Genomic DNA, 15037 nt, shown 5'->3' with positions numbered 1-15037 from the left:
AATGACCGACCTGACCACCGACCGTCTGTTGCTTCGTCAGTGGCGTGACTCCGATCGGGAGCCTTTCGCCGCGTTGAACGCCGACCCGGCGGTGATGGAGCACTTCCCGGCGCTGCAGACGCGTGAGCAGAGCGACGCCCTCATCGATCGGAACATCCCGGAGCTCGACGGCCGCGGTTGGGGGCTGTGGGCGATGGAGGTGAAGGACACCGGCGAGTTCATCGGCTTCACCGGGCTGAACGTGCCGACCTTCGAGGCGCCGTTCCTGCCCGGGGTCGAGATCGGCTGGCGGATGGCGAAAGGTGCCTGGGGCAACGGTTATGCGACCGAGGCGGCCAGGGCCGCGCTGGCGTACGGGTTCGGGCCGGCCGGACTGGACGAGATCGCCTCGTTCACCGCGACCCCGAATCTGCCGTCGCAGCGGGTGATGCAGCGGATCGGGATGGTGCACGACGAGGCCGGCGACTTCGACCACCCGCGCATCGAGGAGGGCCACCGCCTGCAGCGGCACGTGCTCTACCGGATCAGCCGCGCGCAATGGGAATCCACTCAGTGACGTACGCCGTCATCGACAGCCCGCTCGGTCCTCTCACTCTCGTGGGGACCGATGCGGGCGAGCTGACCGGCCTGTACATGGACCAGCAGCGCTACCGCCCCGACGAAGCCGGCTTCGGCGACCGGGACGACGCGACCCTGCCGGCGGTTGCCGAGCAGCTGGACGAGTATTTCCACCACGGCCGCACGAAGTTCGACGTACCGCTGCACCTGGTCGGCACGGACTTCCAGCGCCAGATCTGGACCGCCCTGCAGGACATCCCGTACGGCGAGACCACCACGTACGGCGGTCTCGCCTCCGCGCTCGGGCTGAAGCCGCAATCGGCCCGCGCGGTCGGCCTCGCGAACGGGAAGAACCCGATCAGCATCATCGTCCCGTGCCACCGCCTGGTCGGCTCGACCGGCAGCCTCACCGGCTACGGCGGCGGCATCGAGCGGAAGCGCGCCCTGCTCGATCACGAGCGCGGACTTCAGACACTGATCAACTGACCGACCGCGGGCAAGCTCACGCCTGCGGCAGGCGGTCACGCTCTTCGGCGGCAGCCTTGGTCAGTGGGGGCGGTCCGGACCTGGACTTCAACAGCCGGCGCGCGATCGGCTCGGTGTAGCGGGCGGCGATCGGGCCGAGGATGACCAGGATCAGCACGTACGCCGTGGCGAGCGGCCCCAGCTTCGGCTCGACCCCGACCGCCAGGCCGGCGATGACGATCGAGAACTCACCACGGGCCACCAGCGTCCCACCTGCACGCCAGCGTCCTGCCGTCGAGATGCCGGCCCGGCGTGCGGCGTACCAGCCGGTGGCGATCTTGGTGAGTGCCGTGAGTACGGCGAGGCCGAACGCGATCGCCAGCACCGGCGGGATCTTCGCCGGATCGGTGCTCAACCCGAAGAACACGAAGAAGACCGCGGCGAACAGATCGCGCAGCGGAGCGAGCAGGTTCCGCGCACCGTGCGCGACCTCGCCGGACAACGCGATCCCGACCAGGAACGCACCGACCGCCGCCGACACCTGCAGGTGCTGCGCAATCCCCGCGACCAGCAACGTCAGACCGAGTACGACGAGCAGCAGCATCTCGGGGTTGTCGGAGGACACCGCCCGGCTGATCACCCGCCCGTACCGGAGCGCGATGAACAGCACCACGCTCACCGTGCCCAGCGAGATCAGCAGCGTCATGCTCCCACCGGCCAGCCCGACGCCGGCCAGCAGAGCGGTGAGGATCGGCAAGTAGACCGCCATCGACAGGTCCTCGAGCACCAGGATCCCGAGTACGACGGGGGTCTCGCGGTTACCCAATCGGCCCAGGTCCCCGACGACCTTGGCGATCACGCCCGACGACGAGATCCACGTGACACCGGCCAACGCAACCGCCGCCACCGGACCCCAACCGAGCAGCAGCGCCACGGCAGCACCCGGCAACGCGTTCAACAAGAAGTCCACCGCGCCCGACACGTACTGCGTCTTCAGCGTGCCGACCAGATCGGACGCGGTGTACTCGAGCCCGAGCAGCAACAGCAGCAGGATGACGCCGATCTCGGCGCCGGTGGCAACGAACTCCTCACTCGCTGCCAACGGCAACAATCCGCCGTGGCCGAACGCGAGCCCGGCCAACAGATACAGGGGGATCGGGGAGAACCCGAGTCGGCCCGCGATCCGGCCGAGGATGCCCAGGGCAAGGATGACCGCGCCCAGCTCGATCAGCAGGGCGGTGATGTTCTCGTGCATCTCACCCACCCGCGATCAGGTCGGCCACGGCGTCCACGCCCTCGCGCGTGCCGACCACGACCAGGGTGTCGCCGGTCGCGAACCGGAAGTCCGGCGTCGGCGAGGGCGTCGCGCCGGTGCGCCGCAGTACGGCGACGATCGACGCGCCGGTGCGGCTGCGGGCCTGGGTGTCGCCGAGCGTGCGGCCGGAGTACGGCGACTTGGCCGTGATCGGGATGTGCTCGGTGACGAGGTCGATCTCGAGCTCGCCGGGGACCGGGTCGATCCGCTCGGGGATCAGCAGTTGGGCCAGCGCGGCAGCCTCGTCGTGACCGAGCGGGACCGTGGCCTGGCAGGTGTCGTCGTCCTCCGGGTCGTGGAAGCCGAGGAACCGCCGGCCGTCGTTGTGCACCACCACCGAGACGTGTTTACCGCCTTCGGTGACCAGGTCGTGCCGCGTGCCGATCCCTGGCAACGTCGTCTTGGTCGGGTGATTCATGAGGCTCCGATCAATAGATGGCGTCTGCAACCATTCTCTCAAACCCTGAGCACCCGTTCCGGGTCCTGGATGTGATCCGGATTGCAATCAGGTGCAGTGCAACGAGTTGCATAGGTAGGCTCCGGTCATGGCGCTGGAGCACGCGATCCTGGTCTCGTTGACCGAGCGCGCCGGGTCCGGCTACGAGCTGGCCCGGCGGTTCGACCGGTCGATCGGCTACTTCTGGCCGGCCACGCACCAGCAGATTTACCGGGTGCTGCGCCGGATGGACGACGCCGGCTGGGTGAAGCACACCGAGATCGCGCAGGATGGCCGGCCGGACAAGAAGGTCTACCGGGTCGCGGCCGCCGGGCGGGCCGAGCTCACCCGTTGGCTCGCCGAGCCGGAGGATCCCGCAGTACTGCGGGACGGGCTCGGCGTGAAGCTCCGCGGTGCATCCCTCGGCTCACTGGATGTCGTCTTCAAGGAGATCGAGCGGCACCGGGCCGAGCACGCGACGCGGCTCGAGGTGTACCGCAGCATCCAGAAGCGCGACTTCCCGAAGCCGTCGACCTTGCGCGGCCGCGACCTGCACCAGTACCTCGTACTGCGCGGCGGCATCCGCGCCGAGGAGTCGTTCACCGCCTGGTGCGACGAAGTGATCGAAGCCCTCCGGAAGGACAACCGATGACGGCGTACCCACATTTGCTGGAGCCCCTGGACCTCGGTCATGTGGTGCTGCCGAACCGGGTGATCATGGGCTCGATGCACACCGGTCTCGAGGATCGGCTGAGCGATCTGCCCAAGCTCGCGGCGTACTTCGCCGAGCGCGCCCGTGGCGGGGTCGGCCTGATGGTGACGGGCGGCTACGCGCCGAACCGCACCGGCTGGCTGACGCCCTTCGGGTCAACGTTGACCACCCGTCGGCAGGCTAGGAAGCACCGGCTGCTGACGGATGCGGTCCACGAGGCCGGCGGCCGTATCGCCCTGCAGATCCTGCACGCCGGCCGGTATTCGTACCACCCGTTCAGCGTCTCCGCGTCCGCCCTCAAGGCCCCGATCAACCCGTTCAAACCCCGCGCTCTCACCGACCGCGGAGTGCTCAAGCAGCTCAAGGCGTACGTCGATTGCGCGGCGCTCGCCCGCGAGGCCGGGTACGACGGCGTCGAGATCATGGGCTCCGAGGGGTACTTCATCAACCAGTTCCTCTCCGAGCGCACGAACAAGCGGACCGATCGCTGGGGTGGGAGCCCGGAGAACCGCCGCCGGCTCGCGGTCGAGATCGTCCGGCAGACCCGGGAGCGGGTCGGCGACGACTTCCTGATCATCTACCGGCTGTCGATGGCCGATCTGGTCGAGGGCGGTCAGACCTGGGACGATGTGATTGCGCTGGGCAAGGAGATCGAGGCTGCCGGTGCGTCGATCATCAACACTGGCATCGGCTGGCACGAGGCGCGCGTACCGACCATCGTCACCTCGGTCCCGCGCGCGGCCTTCACCTCGGTGACTGCGGCCTTCAAGCCGCACGTGAGTATCCCGGTCGTCACCTCGAACCGGATCAACCTGCCGCAGGTCGCGGAAGAGGTGCTGGCGCGCGGCGATGCCGATCTGGTCAGCATGGCCCGCCCGTTCCTGGCCGATCCGGACTGGGTGCTGAAGGCAACGACTGACCGGGCCGACGAGATCAACGTCTGCATCGCCTGCAACCAGGCCTGTCTGGATCATGTGTTCGCGAAGAAGAAGGCGAGCTGCATGGTCAATCCATTTGCGGCCCGTGAGACCGAGCTGCAGCTGCTGCCGACGCGTCGTACCAAGAGCATCGCGGTCGTCGGTGCGGGGCCGGCCGGGTTGGCAGCGGCGGTGACGGCAGCCGAGCGCGGGCATCGGGTCGAGCTGTTCGAGGCGGATGCGGAGATCGGCGGGCAGTTCGGGATCGCGCGGCGGATCCCGGGCAAGGAGGAGTTCGCCGAGACGATCCGGTACTACCGGCGGCGGCTCGACCTGAGCGGCGTGAAGCTGCACCTCGGCCGCCGCGCGACGGTCGAGGATCTGGCCGGCTTCGACGAGATCGTGCTCGCGACGGGCGTCGTACCGCGGGTTCCGGCGATCCCCGGGATCGATCATCCGACGGTCTTGTCGTACGCCGAAGTCGTCCGCGAGGGCAAGCCTGTCGGCGAAAGGGTTGCGGTGATCGGGGCCGGTGGCATCGGTGTTGATGTCAGCGAGTTCCTGACCACGCCGGAGTCGCCCGCGTTGGATCTCGAGGCCTGGAAGGCGGAGTGGGGCGTCGGTGATCCGACCAAGCTCGCGGGTGCGCTCGGCGTACCGCATCCGGAACCGTCGCCGCGGAAGGTGTACCTGCTGCAGCGCAAGTCCGGGAAGATCGGCGCCGACCTCGGCAAGACCACGGGCTGGGTGCATCGGGCAGCGTTGAAGAACAAGCAGGTCGAGCAGTTGCGCGGCGTCAACTACGAGCGCATCGACGACGAAGGTCTGCACCTCACCTTCGGCCCGAAGCACGAGAAGTCGAAGGTCCTCGCCGTCGATACGGTCGTCGTCTGTGCCGGCCAGGAACCGGTCCGCGACCTCGCGGAGGCACTGCAGGCGACGGGCCGCCCGGTCCATCTGATCGGCGGCGCCGACGTCGCGGCCGAGTTGGATGCCAAACGAGCCATCGACCAGGCGACTCGGCTTGCGCTCACCCTCTAACGACAGGAGGTAGTGCCGTTTCGGCCACCTCGGCCCTCCGGGTTGAGCGCGCGCGCCGCCGCCCGCGCTGACTACCTCCTGTCGTTAGCGCACTAGTGCGCGCTGGCGGTCACCCCTGTGCCTAGTGCACCGTTTACGGCGTACGCGCACTAGTCGAAGGGGTGAGTGATGAAGACTGTTCTGATCTCCGGTGGTGGCATTGCCGGGCCGGCGTTGGCGTTCTGGTTGCGGCGGTTCGGGTTCGCGCCGACGGTTGTCGAGATCGCGCCGGGACCGCGGCCGGGTGGGCAGACCGTCGATCTGCGGGGCGTGTCCCGGACGGTGGCCGAGCGGATGGGCGTGATGCCGGCCGTCACCGAGCGGAAGATGCACGAGCGCGGGCTCGAGTATGTGCGGGCCGACGGCACGCGGTCCGCGGTGATGCACGCGGAACTGCTGGACGGCGCCGGTCCGGTCGCGGAGATCGAGATCCTGCGCGGTGATCTCGCCGCGATCCTGACCGAGGCGACCGCCGGGGTGGAGTACGTGTACGGCGACTCGATCGCCGAGCTGCAGCAGGATGCGGCCGGGGTGGATGTGACATTCGCGAGCGCGACCCGGCGGCGATTCGATCTGGTGGTCGGTGCGGACGGGGTGCACTCGCGGGTGCGGCGGCTGGCGTTCGGCGCGGAGTCGGAGTTCGTGCAGCACCTCGGCGGTTACACGTCGTACTTCAGCGTCGAGTCGCCGGAGCCGTTGGACCACTGGTTCAAGGTGTACACCGCGCCGCGCGGGCGCTGGGTCGGACTGCGGCCGGATCACGATCCGCAGTACGCGAAGGCGTTGTTGAGCTTCCGGTCGCCGGTCATCAGCTACGACCGGCGCGACCTCGCGGCGCAGAAGCGGTTGGTGCGGGATCAGTACGTCGGACTCGGCTGGCACACGGCGGAGATCTTGGAGCAGCTCGACCGGGCCGACGACTTCTATCTGGACAGCACGAGCCGCGTCGTCGTACCGGAGTGGTCGCGTGGCCGGATCACGCTCGCCGGCGACGCCGGGTACTGCGGTTCACCGATGGCCGGCCACGGTACGGCGCTCTCGCTCGTCGGGGCTTACGTGCTGGCGGGGGAGCTGGCCGCGGTCGACGGCGATCACGCCCGCGCGTTCCCGGCGTACCAGGCCCGGATGCAGGCATACGTCGACCAGCGGATGGAGCTCCCGCCGGGCGGGATCAAGATGGCGATGCCGATGTCGTCGTTCGGCATCCGCTACCGCGATTTCGTACTCCGGATGATGACCTCGAAGCTGATGTCCGGCGCGCTGACGAAGATGACGATTGCGAAGCCGGACGCCATCGATCTGCCGGAGTACTCAGTCGAGCGGGGAAACCCACTCCGGGTTGCGACCGAGCAGGCCCAGTAGCTGGTCGAGGTCGGGGGCTGTGCCGGAGACCTTCACGGTCCGGTCGAACGCGTAGCCGGGGCCGCGGTTTCCGTCGGTGTCGGGGATCCGGCGGGCCAGGGTGAGCGCCATCTCGACCATGTCCGGCGGCGGGTTGTAAGGGACGTCGATCGCGCGGGCCAGGTCCCAGGCGTGCACGACGCAATCGAGTTGGTGGAAGGTCAGTGCGATCCGGCGCGGAAACGAGCCGAACTCGCGCACCTCCACCAGCCGGTCCAGCGCGCCGCCGTCGGCGAACGCGTCAGCGACCCGCACGTTCGAGCGGCGGTACGCGCCGGCCGGGTTGTCGGCGAGGCGGCCGCCGTTCCAGGTGTGGATGGAGGCGGTGCCGTTCAGGGCAGCGGCGGCCAGACCCTCGTTCTGGCTGACCAGATGACGGAGCAGACCGCGGACGGTCCAGTCGGGGCACGGGGTGGGAAACCAGAGTTGCTCGGTCCGCACCTGCATCACGACTTCCCCGAGCACTGCGCCGGCACGACGATCCAGATCCCGGATGTCCATCCGCTCTCCTCCCGTGACTGCCCCAGCCGAGCATAAGACGCCAGGTCGTCTCCTGCAGGAAACCGCGTGGTTCACAAGGGACAACCCGCACGCAAACGGCCCGACCTGCAACAGGTCGGGCCCGGGTGTCGCGGGACGAGGTCCTGTCTGGTGATCCAGCCAGGACCTAGGCGCCGGCGACTTCCTTGGCGGCGGCCTTTGCGGCTTTCTTGAAGTTGCGGACCTCGGTCAGCGAGGCGGCGTCGGTGACGTCGGCGATCGAGCGGTGCGAGCCGCGGTCGCCGTAGTGGCCGGCGGCCTCACGCCAGCCCTTCGGCTGTACGCCGCGCTGCTTGCCGAGCATCGCGAGGAAGATCTTCGCCTTCTGCTCACCGAACCCCGGCAGCGCCTTCAGCCGCTTCAGTACCTCGGCGCCGTCCGGCTTCGGCCGGCCGCTCAGCCAGATGTTTTCGGTCTCGCCGTCGTAGGTGTCGATGATGTGCTGCGCCAGCGCGTGCACCCGGCGCGCCATCGACCCGCCGTACCGGTGGATGGCCGGCGGGGTGACGCAGAGCTCGACGAACGTCTCCAGGTCGGACGCGGCGATCTTGTGCAGGTCGAACCCGTCCATCCGGTTCGCGATCTTCCACGGCCCGGAGAAGGCGTGCTCCATCGGGTACTGCTGGTCCAGGAGCATCCCGACCAGCAAGGCGAACGGGTCGTCGTTGAGCAGCTTGTCGGCGTCCGGATTGCCGGTGAGGTGCAGTTCGCGCAACATGCCGCCCATCTTGACACGAAGTCAGCGGGAGGGAACCCGTGTTCGCCAGAGCAGGTAGACGAAGTACGGCGCTCCGATCAGGGCCGTCAGGAGGCCGGCCGGGATCTGGGCGGGGGCGAGGACGGTCCGGCCCAGGCTGTCCGCGACGCTGACGAGGATCGCGCCGAGCAGCGCCGCGACCGGGAGGATCCGCGCGTGCCGCCCGCCGACCAAAGCGCGTGCGGCGTGCGGCGCAACCAGCCCGACGAACCCGACCACACCGATCGCGGAGACAGCCGCCGCAGTCAGCAGAGCAGCCGCCAACAGCATCAGCAGCCGGGTCCGCTCCAGCCGCACGCCGAGGATCCGCGGTACATCATCGTCAAGGGCCAGCAGATCCAACTCCCGGCGGGCATGCGCAACAACTGGAGTCAGGACTATCAGGGCGATCGCCACCGGCAGCACCTGCGGCAGCGTCCGCCCGTACGTACTCCCGGACAACCACGTCATCGCCAAACTCAGATTCCACGGATCCGTTGCAACGATCAGCAGCGTGATGATCGCCGTCGCCACCGACGAGACGCCGACCCCGATCAGCACTAGCCGGTCCGAGCTCAGCCCGCCCCGCCACGAGATCAGATACACCAACCCGAACGTCACCACCGCAGCGATCGCCGCGACACCGGACAGCAACCAAATGCTTGCTGATGGCAACAGGATGAGCGTGGCGATCGCACCGACCCCGGCGCCGCCGGTGATGCCGAGGATGCCCGGTTCGGCCAGCGGGTTGCGGCACACCGCCTGCACCGTCGTACCGGCGATGGCCAGCGCGGCCCCGCAGAGCAGCGCCGACACGACTCGTGGGAAGCGCTGGTCCAGCACGAAGGTGATCGCGCGGCCCGAGGCGCCGTTGATCCAGTTCGCGAGGTCGCCGGTACGCAGGAGCGCGTCGCCGGTCAGCATCGCCCCGACGCCGGCCGCGACCAGCAGTACGACGAGCGCCGCGGTCACGATCCAGAACGTACGACGACTGCGCAGCCCGGAGCTCGTACCGCCGGGGGAGCGGCTCGGGCCGGAGTCGCGGTGCCGGCGGGCCAGCCAGATGAGGACGATCGCGCCGACCACCATCGTCATGATCCCGGTCGGGATCTCTACCCCGGCCTGCCCGCCGAACGCGGCCCGCAGTACGACATCCGACGCGAGTACGACGAGGACGCCGGCGAGACCGGAGAGCGGGAGCAGTACGTGGTGCCGGAGCAGGCCGGGGACGAGCGGCGCGAGGAGGCGGACGAGAACCGGTGCGACCAGGCCGACGAAACCGACCGGTCCCGCGACGGTGACGGCCGCCGCGGAGAGCATGACGGTGACGAGCGTGGTGAGGACGCGGATCCGGCGTACGTTCACGCCGAGGACGGAGGCGGTGTCGTCGCCGAGGGCAAGGATGTCGAGCTTCGCGGCGAGCAGGAACGCGGCCAGGATGCCAAGGGCAACGATCGGTGCCATCTGGGTGACTGCGCGCAGGTCGGTCTGGACCAGCGTGCCGGCGCCCCACGCGAATGTACCGACCGTCTCCTCGCGATACAGCAGCAGGAGCAGCGTGGTCACGCCGGCGAGCGCCATCGCGACCGCCGACCCGGCCAGGATCAGCCGGGTCGGCCCGGTGGAGCCGCCCGCCGACAGGACCAGCACCAACCCCGCAGCTGCCAGTCCGCCGACGAACGCGACTCCACCCGCGGGCAGCGCCGGCAACGACACCCCGAACGCGGCCACGATCACGACCGCCAGATACGCCCCTGCGTTGACCCCCAACGTGTCGGGCGAAGCGAGCGGGTTGCGAGCCAACGACTGCAACCCCGCTCCCGCAACCCCCAGGGCGATACCGACCAGCACGCCCGCGAGCAGCCGAGGCAACCGCGACGCAACCAGCACGTTCGCAGCGTTGTCGGTCCCCTGCCCGAACGCCAGCCGCACCAGATCCCCGGCCCCCACCGAAGACGTGCCTTGCGTCAGATGCACACCGGCGAGCACCACGATCGCAACCACCGCAAGCACGAACACTCCGGTGACCTGCAACCGGCGAACCGGAACAGCCAAGGGAACAGGCTGAACGGTCTCCTGCTGGGTCAAGAGGTGACTGCCTGTACGGCGGCGTCGATGAACTGCTCGGTCGACTTCGGGCCGCCGAACATCCAGATGCCGTCGGGCAGACGGTGAACCTTGTCGGTCTTCACGAACGGCAGGTTCTTCCAGATCGCGTTACCGGCCAGGTCGCCGCCGAACACGTCACCGCCGTCGTTCTTGTTCGCGATGTAGAGGAAGTTGCCGTCGGGCAGCTTGGTCAGACCTTCGAGGTCGGTCTGCGCGAGCCCGTAGTCCTTGTCACCGGCACCGGTCCACCCGTTCTTCAGACCCAGCTCGGTCGCGACGGCACCGAGCAGCGAGCCGGTCGTGTACATCCGGATCGAGATCGTGCTGCCCTGCTTCCACCCGTCCGACATCGTGAACCCGGTACCGGCCTTGCCCGCGTCGGCGATCTTCTGCTTGCCGTCGGCAACCGCCTTGTCGAAGTCGGCGTTCAGCTGCTTGGCCTGGTCCGCCTTGCCGACCGCCTGGCCGATCAGGTCCAGGTTCGTCTTCATCTGCGGGATCGCGTTCTTCGCGTCCGCACCGCGGATGACCAGCACCGGCGCGGCCTTCTCGAGCTGGGTGATCGTGTTCGCGGCCTCGTCGGTCGTCGTGATCACCAGATCGGGGTTGAGGGCAACGATCGCGTCGACGCTGGCCTCGCCGCGAGTACCGACATCCTTCACCGACGGGTCGAGCTTCGCCGCGGTGACCCAGTTCGTGTATCCCTTGGTGTCCGCGACGCCGACCGGCATCACGCCGAGCGTGACCAGGTTCTCGGCGGCGTTCCACTCCAGCGCCACGATCTTCTTCGCGGGAGCCTTCAGGTCGACCTTCTTGTTCCGCGCGTCGGTCAGCGAGACCGGCTGCGCGGCCGCATCACTGGCGTCGTTGGAGGCGGTCGGTTCGCTGGTTCCGCAGGCAGTCAGACCCAGCAGGGCAGCAGCGACCAGAGCGATGGCGGTTCGTCTCATCAGGATGACTTTCAGATCGTTGTGACGCGGGACAGGTGTTTGCCGATGGGGCGAGTGGTGACCAGGCCGGTGGCCGGATCGGTGCCGACCTCGATGGTGATGCCGTACGTCTCGGTGAGCGCGTCCGCTCGGAGTACCTCGTCCGGCGTACCGGTCGCACGTACCCGCCCCTGATCGAGTAGTGCGATCCGGTCCGCCACCGCAGCGGCCTGGTTCAGGTCGTGCAGTACGACGCCGACTGCGACCCCGTGCTCGTCGGCGAGCTCGCGCATCAGGTCCAGGATCTCGATCTGGTACCGCAGGTCGAGGAACGTGGTCGGCTCGTCGAGCAGGAGTACGCCGGTGTCCTGGGCGAGACAGGTTGCGAGCCAGACGCGCTGCAGCTCGCCGCCGGACAGCTCGTCGACCGCGCGCTCGGCCATCGACGTGACGCCGGTGACCGTCATCGCGTGGTCGATCGCGCGCGGACCGTCCGCGTCGTCGTTGCGCCAACGGCTCCGGTGCGGATGACGCCCGTACCCGACGACGTCGCGCACGCTGACGCCGTTCGGAGTCGGCCGGGACTGCGAGAGCAGCGTGACCTTGCGGGCGAACTCCTTCGCCGACAGGTCGAGCGCATTGCCGCCGCCGGGGAAGGTGATGCTGCCGGCGTCGGGGTGATGGAGACGGGCGAGCGCACGCAGCAGCGTCGACTTGCCGCTGCCGTTGGGACCGACGAGCGCGGTCACGCGGGCGGGCTCGAGGTGCAGCGAGGCGCCGTCGACGACACGTCGGCCGTGGTACCCGAGGCACAGGCCGTCGCCGGTCAGCCCGTTCGTTTCCTGCATGCGGCAGAGGATAGCCTTACCTAAGCTGACATGTCAGGAGGGGTCTCATTCCGGGATAGTGCGCGTACATTGTATGTGCACTACCTCGGGAGGGGTCGGATGACGCAGTACGAGATGATTGCGGCCGAGCTGCGGCGGCGGATCCAGGCGGGTGAGCTGAAGCCGGGGGACCGGGTGCCGTCGACGCGGGCCTTGGTGCGCGACTTCGGGGTGGCGATGGCGACCGCGACGAAGGCGCTGCAGACGTTGCAGGCCGAGCGGCTGGTGCATCCGAGCCCCGGTGTCGGGACGGTCGTCGGTCCGCCTCCCCGGGCTGTGCGCCGTACTCCGCAACCGGATCAGCAACCGGAGCTGAATCGCGACGAGGTCGTGCGGATGGGGATCGCGATCGCGGACGCCGAAGGGCTGGCGGCGTTGTCGATGCGGCGGATCGCGAGCGAGCTCGGGGTGTCGACGATGGCGCTCTACCGATACGTCGGCGGCAAGGACGTGCTCGTCGTACAGATGGTCGACGCGGCTCTCGCGGAGTTCCCGCTCGGGACCTCGCCGGACGATTGGCGCGCGGCGATCGCGATGGTGGCGCGGGTGCACTGGGCGGCGTACCGGCGGCATCTGTGGCTCGCGAGCGCGATCAGTCTGAGCCGGCCGCAGTTGGTGCCGCGATTGCTTCCGCACACGGATGCGGTGCTGCGGGCCTTGCGTGGGTTCGAGAAGAGTGCGGCGTTGTCGACGATGATCAGCCTGTTCGCGTACGTGCGCGGCGTGGCGCTGGTGATGGAGGCCGAGGCGCAGGCCGAGCAGGACACCGGCGTGACCGCGGACGAGTGGGTCACCGAGCAGTCGGACAAGCTGGGCGCGATGATCGCGATGGGAGATCTGCCCGCGTTCCGCGAGTTGCTCGCCGACGGGTTCGACTATGAATACGACCTGGACAAGTTGTTCGAGTTCGGCCTCGATGTCTTCCTCGACGGACTCGCTGCCCGGCTACGCTGAGTGCTGACGACTTCTCCGGAGGTGGCGATGGAGCCTGTGTTCGCGCCGGGTGTGCCTGTGGGCGTACGGCGGTTGTACGAGCACCGGCCGGAGTTGTTCGTCGCGGCCGATGCGCCCCGGCCGAAACGGCAGACGTCGTGGTCGACGGCTCCCGGGAACACGTTCGGCACGTTGCTGGTGTGGCTCGCCGTGTGCGTGGGCGGATGGATCCTGGCGCTGATCGTGATGGCGGCCACGCTGCCGACCGCGGTCGCGGCGTGGGCGGCGGTCGCGCTGGCCGGCGTCGCCGTACTCGCCACCGGCGGGATCCTGGTGAAGTCGATGGTCGAGGACCGCGGGCACAAGGCGGTCCGGATCCAGCACGGGAAGTACCTGCTGCCGGAGGACTTCGACGAGATCGCGGCGCGGTTGCTCGGGCGTGCGCAGCGTGCGGTGAAAACGGTGCTTGAGGCAACAGTTACCCGCCGCGGGCTGCTCGACGACGTGAAGAACGAGCTGGTTCTCCCGGAGCAGCTCTGGGACATCGCGCAGGTGCTGCGGGAGCAGACGGTACTGCGTGCGCGGCAGAAGGACGTCGCCCGCGGGATGGAGACCGCCGAGCTGGACGCCGTACTCGGACCGCAGCGTCGCGCGCTCGCGCTGTCCGTCGACGCGATCAAACGCAAGGTTGATCTCCTGGACCAGTACGCCGACCGGGTCCGCTCCGCCGACGCCGCCCTCCGCGCCGAAGCGGCGCTGGAAGACGGCGACCGCTACATCGAACTCCTCGCCCGCACCGAGCCGGTCGGCGACACGTCGATCGTCCAAGGCTTCACCGACGAGGCGACGGCGCTGAAGGACACCCTGACTCGCTCGATCAATGCGGCCCGGGATGCGGGCCGGACGTTAGCTCTGCCGGAGTAGCTCTTCTTCTTGCTCGGGCGTCAGGCCGATCTTCAGTTCAGGTGCGCCGCGGTCCTGGTCCCAGGCGAGTACATCTTCGACGGTTTGCCGGAGCGGGGTGACCGACATGCCCGCCGCACGGGCCTTGGCCGGGTTGCGGCGGCGTTCGCCCCACTCAGCTTCCGGGTCCATCAACGGGAAGCGCGGCGGGACCGAGTCGAACGGGATGGGGACGATGTCCACCGTCGAGTGCGCCAGTTCGGCGGCGGATTCGATGAGCTCGGCGATGGTCGAGTCCGGGCCGATCGCGTTGAACGCGCCGGCGCGCTCGTCGGTGATCAGCTGCACCACGAGGCGCGCGACGTCGCGGCTGTCGATGAGTTGCAAGGGCGCCTCGGGCTTGGTCGGGAGTGCGACCCGGCCGCCACGAGCACCGCGGCGGATCCAGTACAACGCCGTACCGGACGAGTCACCCGGACCGGTCACCCGACCGGGACGGATGATCGTTGCCCGGTCGCCGTACCGCTCGAGGACGTCGTCCTCACACGCGACCTTGCAGGGCCCGTACGTGTCGTTCGTCAGTACGTCGGCGTCCCGCATCGGCTCGCGCCGGGGCGCCGTCTCGTCGGTGCCGGCCGGCAGGTCGCGGACGTACACGGCGTGGCTCGAGACGAACACATACCTCCCGACCCGGTCACCGAGGACATCCATCGCCTGGTCGACGTCCCGGGTCCGGAAGCCGCTCAGGTCGACCACCGCGTCCCACTCACCGGTCCGCAGCGCTTCGTAGTCCCCGGTCTCCCGGTCGCCGATCAGCTCGGTGACCTGCGCGGGGAGCGGCGACCCGCTCTTGCCCCGGCTGAACGACGCAACCTCTGCTCCGTGCGCCAGCGCGTCCTCGACGATCGCGCGTCCGACAAACCCGTTTCCACCCAGCACCAGAATCTGCACGATCGGTCAACCTACCGGCCGGATCCGGCCGATTGACAACCGATTAACGCTGTAACACGTCTGAAGAGGTACGGAGTGCGGTACTTGGCGCACACTGGAAGCGGGACGGGCGACAGGGGAGCCGATGGGGAGACGTGCGCGCGCAGCAACAAGACGGCCACGATC

General features: G+C 68.8%; 15 protein-coding genes. 7 read left to right on the top strand and 8 right to left on the bottom strand.

The genetic code is table 11. From position 1 onward, the window contains the following. The first annotated feature begins 1 nt into the window (after nt 1). Nucleotides 2-556, top strand: a complete 555-nt coding sequence (locus tag ACQPYH_RS37640) for a GNAT family N-acetyltransferase (protein WP_432881569.1) — start codon at nt 2-4, stop codon at nt 554-556. Next, the gene (locus ACQPYH_RS37635; protein WP_432881566.1) at nt 538-1044 is read left to right on the top strand and encodes a methylated-DNA--[protein]-cysteine S-methyltransferase; all 507 of its coding nucleotides are present in this window, start codon (nt 538-540) and stop codon (nt 1042-1044) included. The genes ACQPYH_RS37640 and ACQPYH_RS37635 overlap by 19 nt, the downstream gene beginning before the upstream one ends. 16 nt (nt 1045-1060) lie before the next feature. Here ACQPYH_RS37635 and ACQPYH_RS37630 read toward each other — a convergent pair whose 3' ends face one another. Then, complete coding sequence (locus ACQPYH_RS37630) at nt 1061-2278, bottom strand: cation:proton antiporter (RefSeq protein WP_432881563.1); 1218 nt, start codon at nt 2276-2278, stop codon at nt 1061-1063. 1 nt (nt 2279) lies between these two features. Continuing rightward, nucleotides 2280-2756 carry a cation:proton antiporter regulatory subunit gene (locus ACQPYH_RS37625; protein WP_432881560.1) on the bottom strand — a complete coding sequence of 159 codons (477 nt, stop codon included), beginning with the start codon at nt 2754-2756 and terminating at the stop codon, nt 2280-2282. Between the two features lie 127 nt (nt 2757-2883). Here ACQPYH_RS37625 and ACQPYH_RS37620 point away from each other — a divergent pair, with 127 nt between their 5' ends. The 3 genes from ACQPYH_RS37620 (at nt 2884) to ACQPYH_RS37610 (ending at nt 6845) form a co-directional block, all read left to right on the top strand. After that, complete coding sequence (locus tag ACQPYH_RS37620; RefSeq protein ID WP_432881557.1) at nt 2884-3426, top strand: PadR family transcriptional regulator; 543 nt, start codon at nt 2884-2886, stop codon at nt 3424-3426. After that, on the top strand, nt 3423-5444 hold the full coding sequence (locus ACQPYH_RS37615; RefSeq protein ID WP_432881554.1) for an FAD-dependent oxidoreductase: 2022 nt from the start codon (nt 3423-3425) through the stop codon (nt 5442-5444). Before ACQPYH_RS37620 ends, ACQPYH_RS37615 begins: the two co-directional genes overlap by 4 nt. A 168-nt stretch (nt 5445-5612) precedes the next feature. Continuing rightward, complete coding sequence (locus ACQPYH_RS37610) at nt 5613-6845, top strand: FAD-dependent monooxygenase (protein ID WP_432881552.1); 1233 nt, start codon at nt 5613-5615, stop codon at nt 6843-6845. Here ACQPYH_RS37610 and ACQPYH_RS37605 read toward each other — a convergent pair. The 5 genes from ACQPYH_RS37605 to ACQPYH_RS37585 form a co-directional block, all read right to left on the bottom strand. Then, nucleotides 6795-7385 carry a TIGR03086 family metal-binding protein gene (locus ACQPYH_RS37605; protein ID WP_432881549.1) on the bottom strand — a complete coding sequence of 197 codons (591 nt, stop codon included), beginning with the start codon at nt 7383-7385 and terminating at the stop codon, nt 6795-6797. The two genes, ACQPYH_RS37610 and ACQPYH_RS37605, sit on opposite strands and share 51 nt — an antisense overlap. Before the next feature lie 166 nt (nt 7386-7551). Further along, nucleotides 7552-8142: an HhH-GPD-type base excision DNA repair protein gene (locus ACQPYH_RS37600; RefSeq protein ID WP_432881546.1), complete on the bottom strand. Its 591-nt coding sequence runs from the start codon at nt 8140-8142 to the stop codon at nt 7552-7554. Between the two features lie 21 nt (nt 8143-8163). Beyond that, nucleotides 8164-10215: an iron ABC transporter permease gene (locus ACQPYH_RS37595; protein ID WP_432881544.1), complete on the bottom strand. Its 2052-nt coding sequence runs from the start codon at nt 10213-10215 to the stop codon at nt 8164-8166. A gap of 29 nt (nt 10216-10244) precedes the next feature. After that, nucleotides 10245-11219 (bottom strand): ABC transporter substrate-binding protein, encoded by a 975-nt coding sequence (locus ACQPYH_RS37590; RefSeq protein ID WP_432881541.1) that lies wholly within the window; start codon nt 11217-11219, stop codon nt 10245-10247. 11 nt (nt 11220-11230) lie between these two features. Next, nucleotides 11231-12046 carry an ABC transporter ATP-binding protein gene (locus ACQPYH_RS37585; RefSeq protein ID WP_432881539.1) on the bottom strand — a complete coding sequence of 272 codons (816 nt, stop codon included), beginning with the start codon at nt 12044-12046 and terminating at the stop codon, nt 11231-11233. A 99-nt stretch (nt 12047-12145) separates the two neighbouring features. Between ACQPYH_RS37585 and ACQPYH_RS37580 the strand changes: the two genes are divergently transcribed. Both ACQPYH_RS37580 and ACQPYH_RS37575 read left to right on the top strand, forming a co-directional pair. Then, nucleotides 12146-13039 carry a GntR family transcriptional regulator gene (locus ACQPYH_RS37580; RefSeq protein ID WP_432881536.1) on the top strand — a complete coding sequence of 298 codons (894 nt, stop codon included), beginning with the start codon at nt 12146-12148 and terminating at the stop codon, nt 13037-13039. A gap of 27 nt (nt 13040-13066) precedes the next feature. Beyond that, nucleotides 13067-13942 carry a hypothetical protein gene (locus ACQPYH_RS37575; protein WP_432881534.1) on the top strand — a complete coding sequence of 292 codons (876 nt, stop codon included), beginning with the start codon at nt 13067-13069 and terminating at the stop codon, nt 13940-13942. Here the strand turns inward: ACQPYH_RS37575 and ACQPYH_RS37570 are convergent. Next, nucleotides 13925-14872 (bottom strand): NAD-dependent epimerase/dehydratase family protein, encoded by a 948-nt coding sequence (locus ACQPYH_RS37570; protein WP_432881531.1) that lies wholly within the window; start codon nt 14870-14872, stop codon nt 13925-13927. The two genes, ACQPYH_RS37575 and ACQPYH_RS37570, sit on opposite strands and share 18 nt — an antisense overlap. Between the last annotated feature and the right edge of the window lie 165 nt (nt 14873-15037).

The organism is Kribbella sp. CA-245084 (assembly GCF_050942355.1).
Classification (GTDB): domain Bacteria; phylum Actinomycetota; class Actinomycetes; order Propionibacteriales; family Kribbellaceae; genus Kribbella.
This window is presented reverse-complemented; position numbering and strand designations above follow the sequence as displayed.

Bases quoted from the DNA above. Each gene is read 5' to 3' on its own strand.
- ACQPYH_RS37640 (WP_432881569.1), top strand. From the start codon at position 2: ATGACCGACCTGACCACCGACCGTCTGTTGCTTCGTCAGTGGCGTGAC.
- ACQPYH_RS37635 (WP_432881566.1), top strand. From the start codon at position 538: ATGGGAATCCACTCAGTGACGTACGCCGTCATCGACAGCCCGCTCGGT.
- ACQPYH_RS37630 (WP_432881563.1), bottom strand. From the start codon at position 2,278: ATGCACGAGAACATCACCGCCCTGCTGATCGAGCTGGGCGCGGTCATC.
- ACQPYH_RS37625 (WP_432881560.1), bottom strand. From the start codon at position 2,756: ATGAATCACCCGACCAAGACGACGTTGCCAGGGATCGGCACGCGGCAC.
- ACQPYH_RS37620 (WP_432881557.1), top strand. From the start codon at position 2,884: ATGGCGCTGGAGCACGCGATCCTGGTCTCGTTGACCGAGCGCGCCGGG.
- ACQPYH_RS37615 (WP_432881554.1), top strand. From the start codon at position 3,423: ATGACGGCGTACCCACATTTGCTGGAGCCCCTGGACCTCGGTCATGTG.
- ACQPYH_RS37610 (WP_432881552.1), top strand. From the start codon at position 5,613: ATGAAGACTGTTCTGATCTCCGGTGGTGGCATTGCCGGGCCGGCGTTG.
- ACQPYH_RS37605 (WP_432881549.1), bottom strand. From the start codon at position 7,385: ATGGACATCCGGGATCTGGATCGTCGTGCCGGCGCAGTGCTCGGGGAA.
- ACQPYH_RS37600 (WP_432881546.1), bottom strand. From the start codon at position 8,142: ATGTTGCGCGAACTGCACCTCACCGGCAATCCGGACGCCGACAAGCTG.
- ACQPYH_RS37590 (WP_432881541.1), bottom strand. From the start codon at position 11,219: ATGAGACGAACCGCCATCGCTCTGGTCGCTGCTGCCCTGCTGGGTCTG.
- ACQPYH_RS37585 (WP_432881539.1), bottom strand. From the start codon at position 12,046: ATGCAGGAAACGAACGGGCTGACCGGCGACGGCCTGTGCCTCGGGTAC.
- ACQPYH_RS37580 (WP_432881536.1), top strand. From the start codon at position 12,146: ATGACGCAGTACGAGATGATTGCGGCCGAGCTGCGGCGGCGGATCCAG.
- ACQPYH_RS37575 (WP_432881534.1), top strand. From the start codon at position 13,067: ATGGAGCCTGTGTTCGCGCCGGGTGTGCCTGTGGGCGTACGGCGGTTG.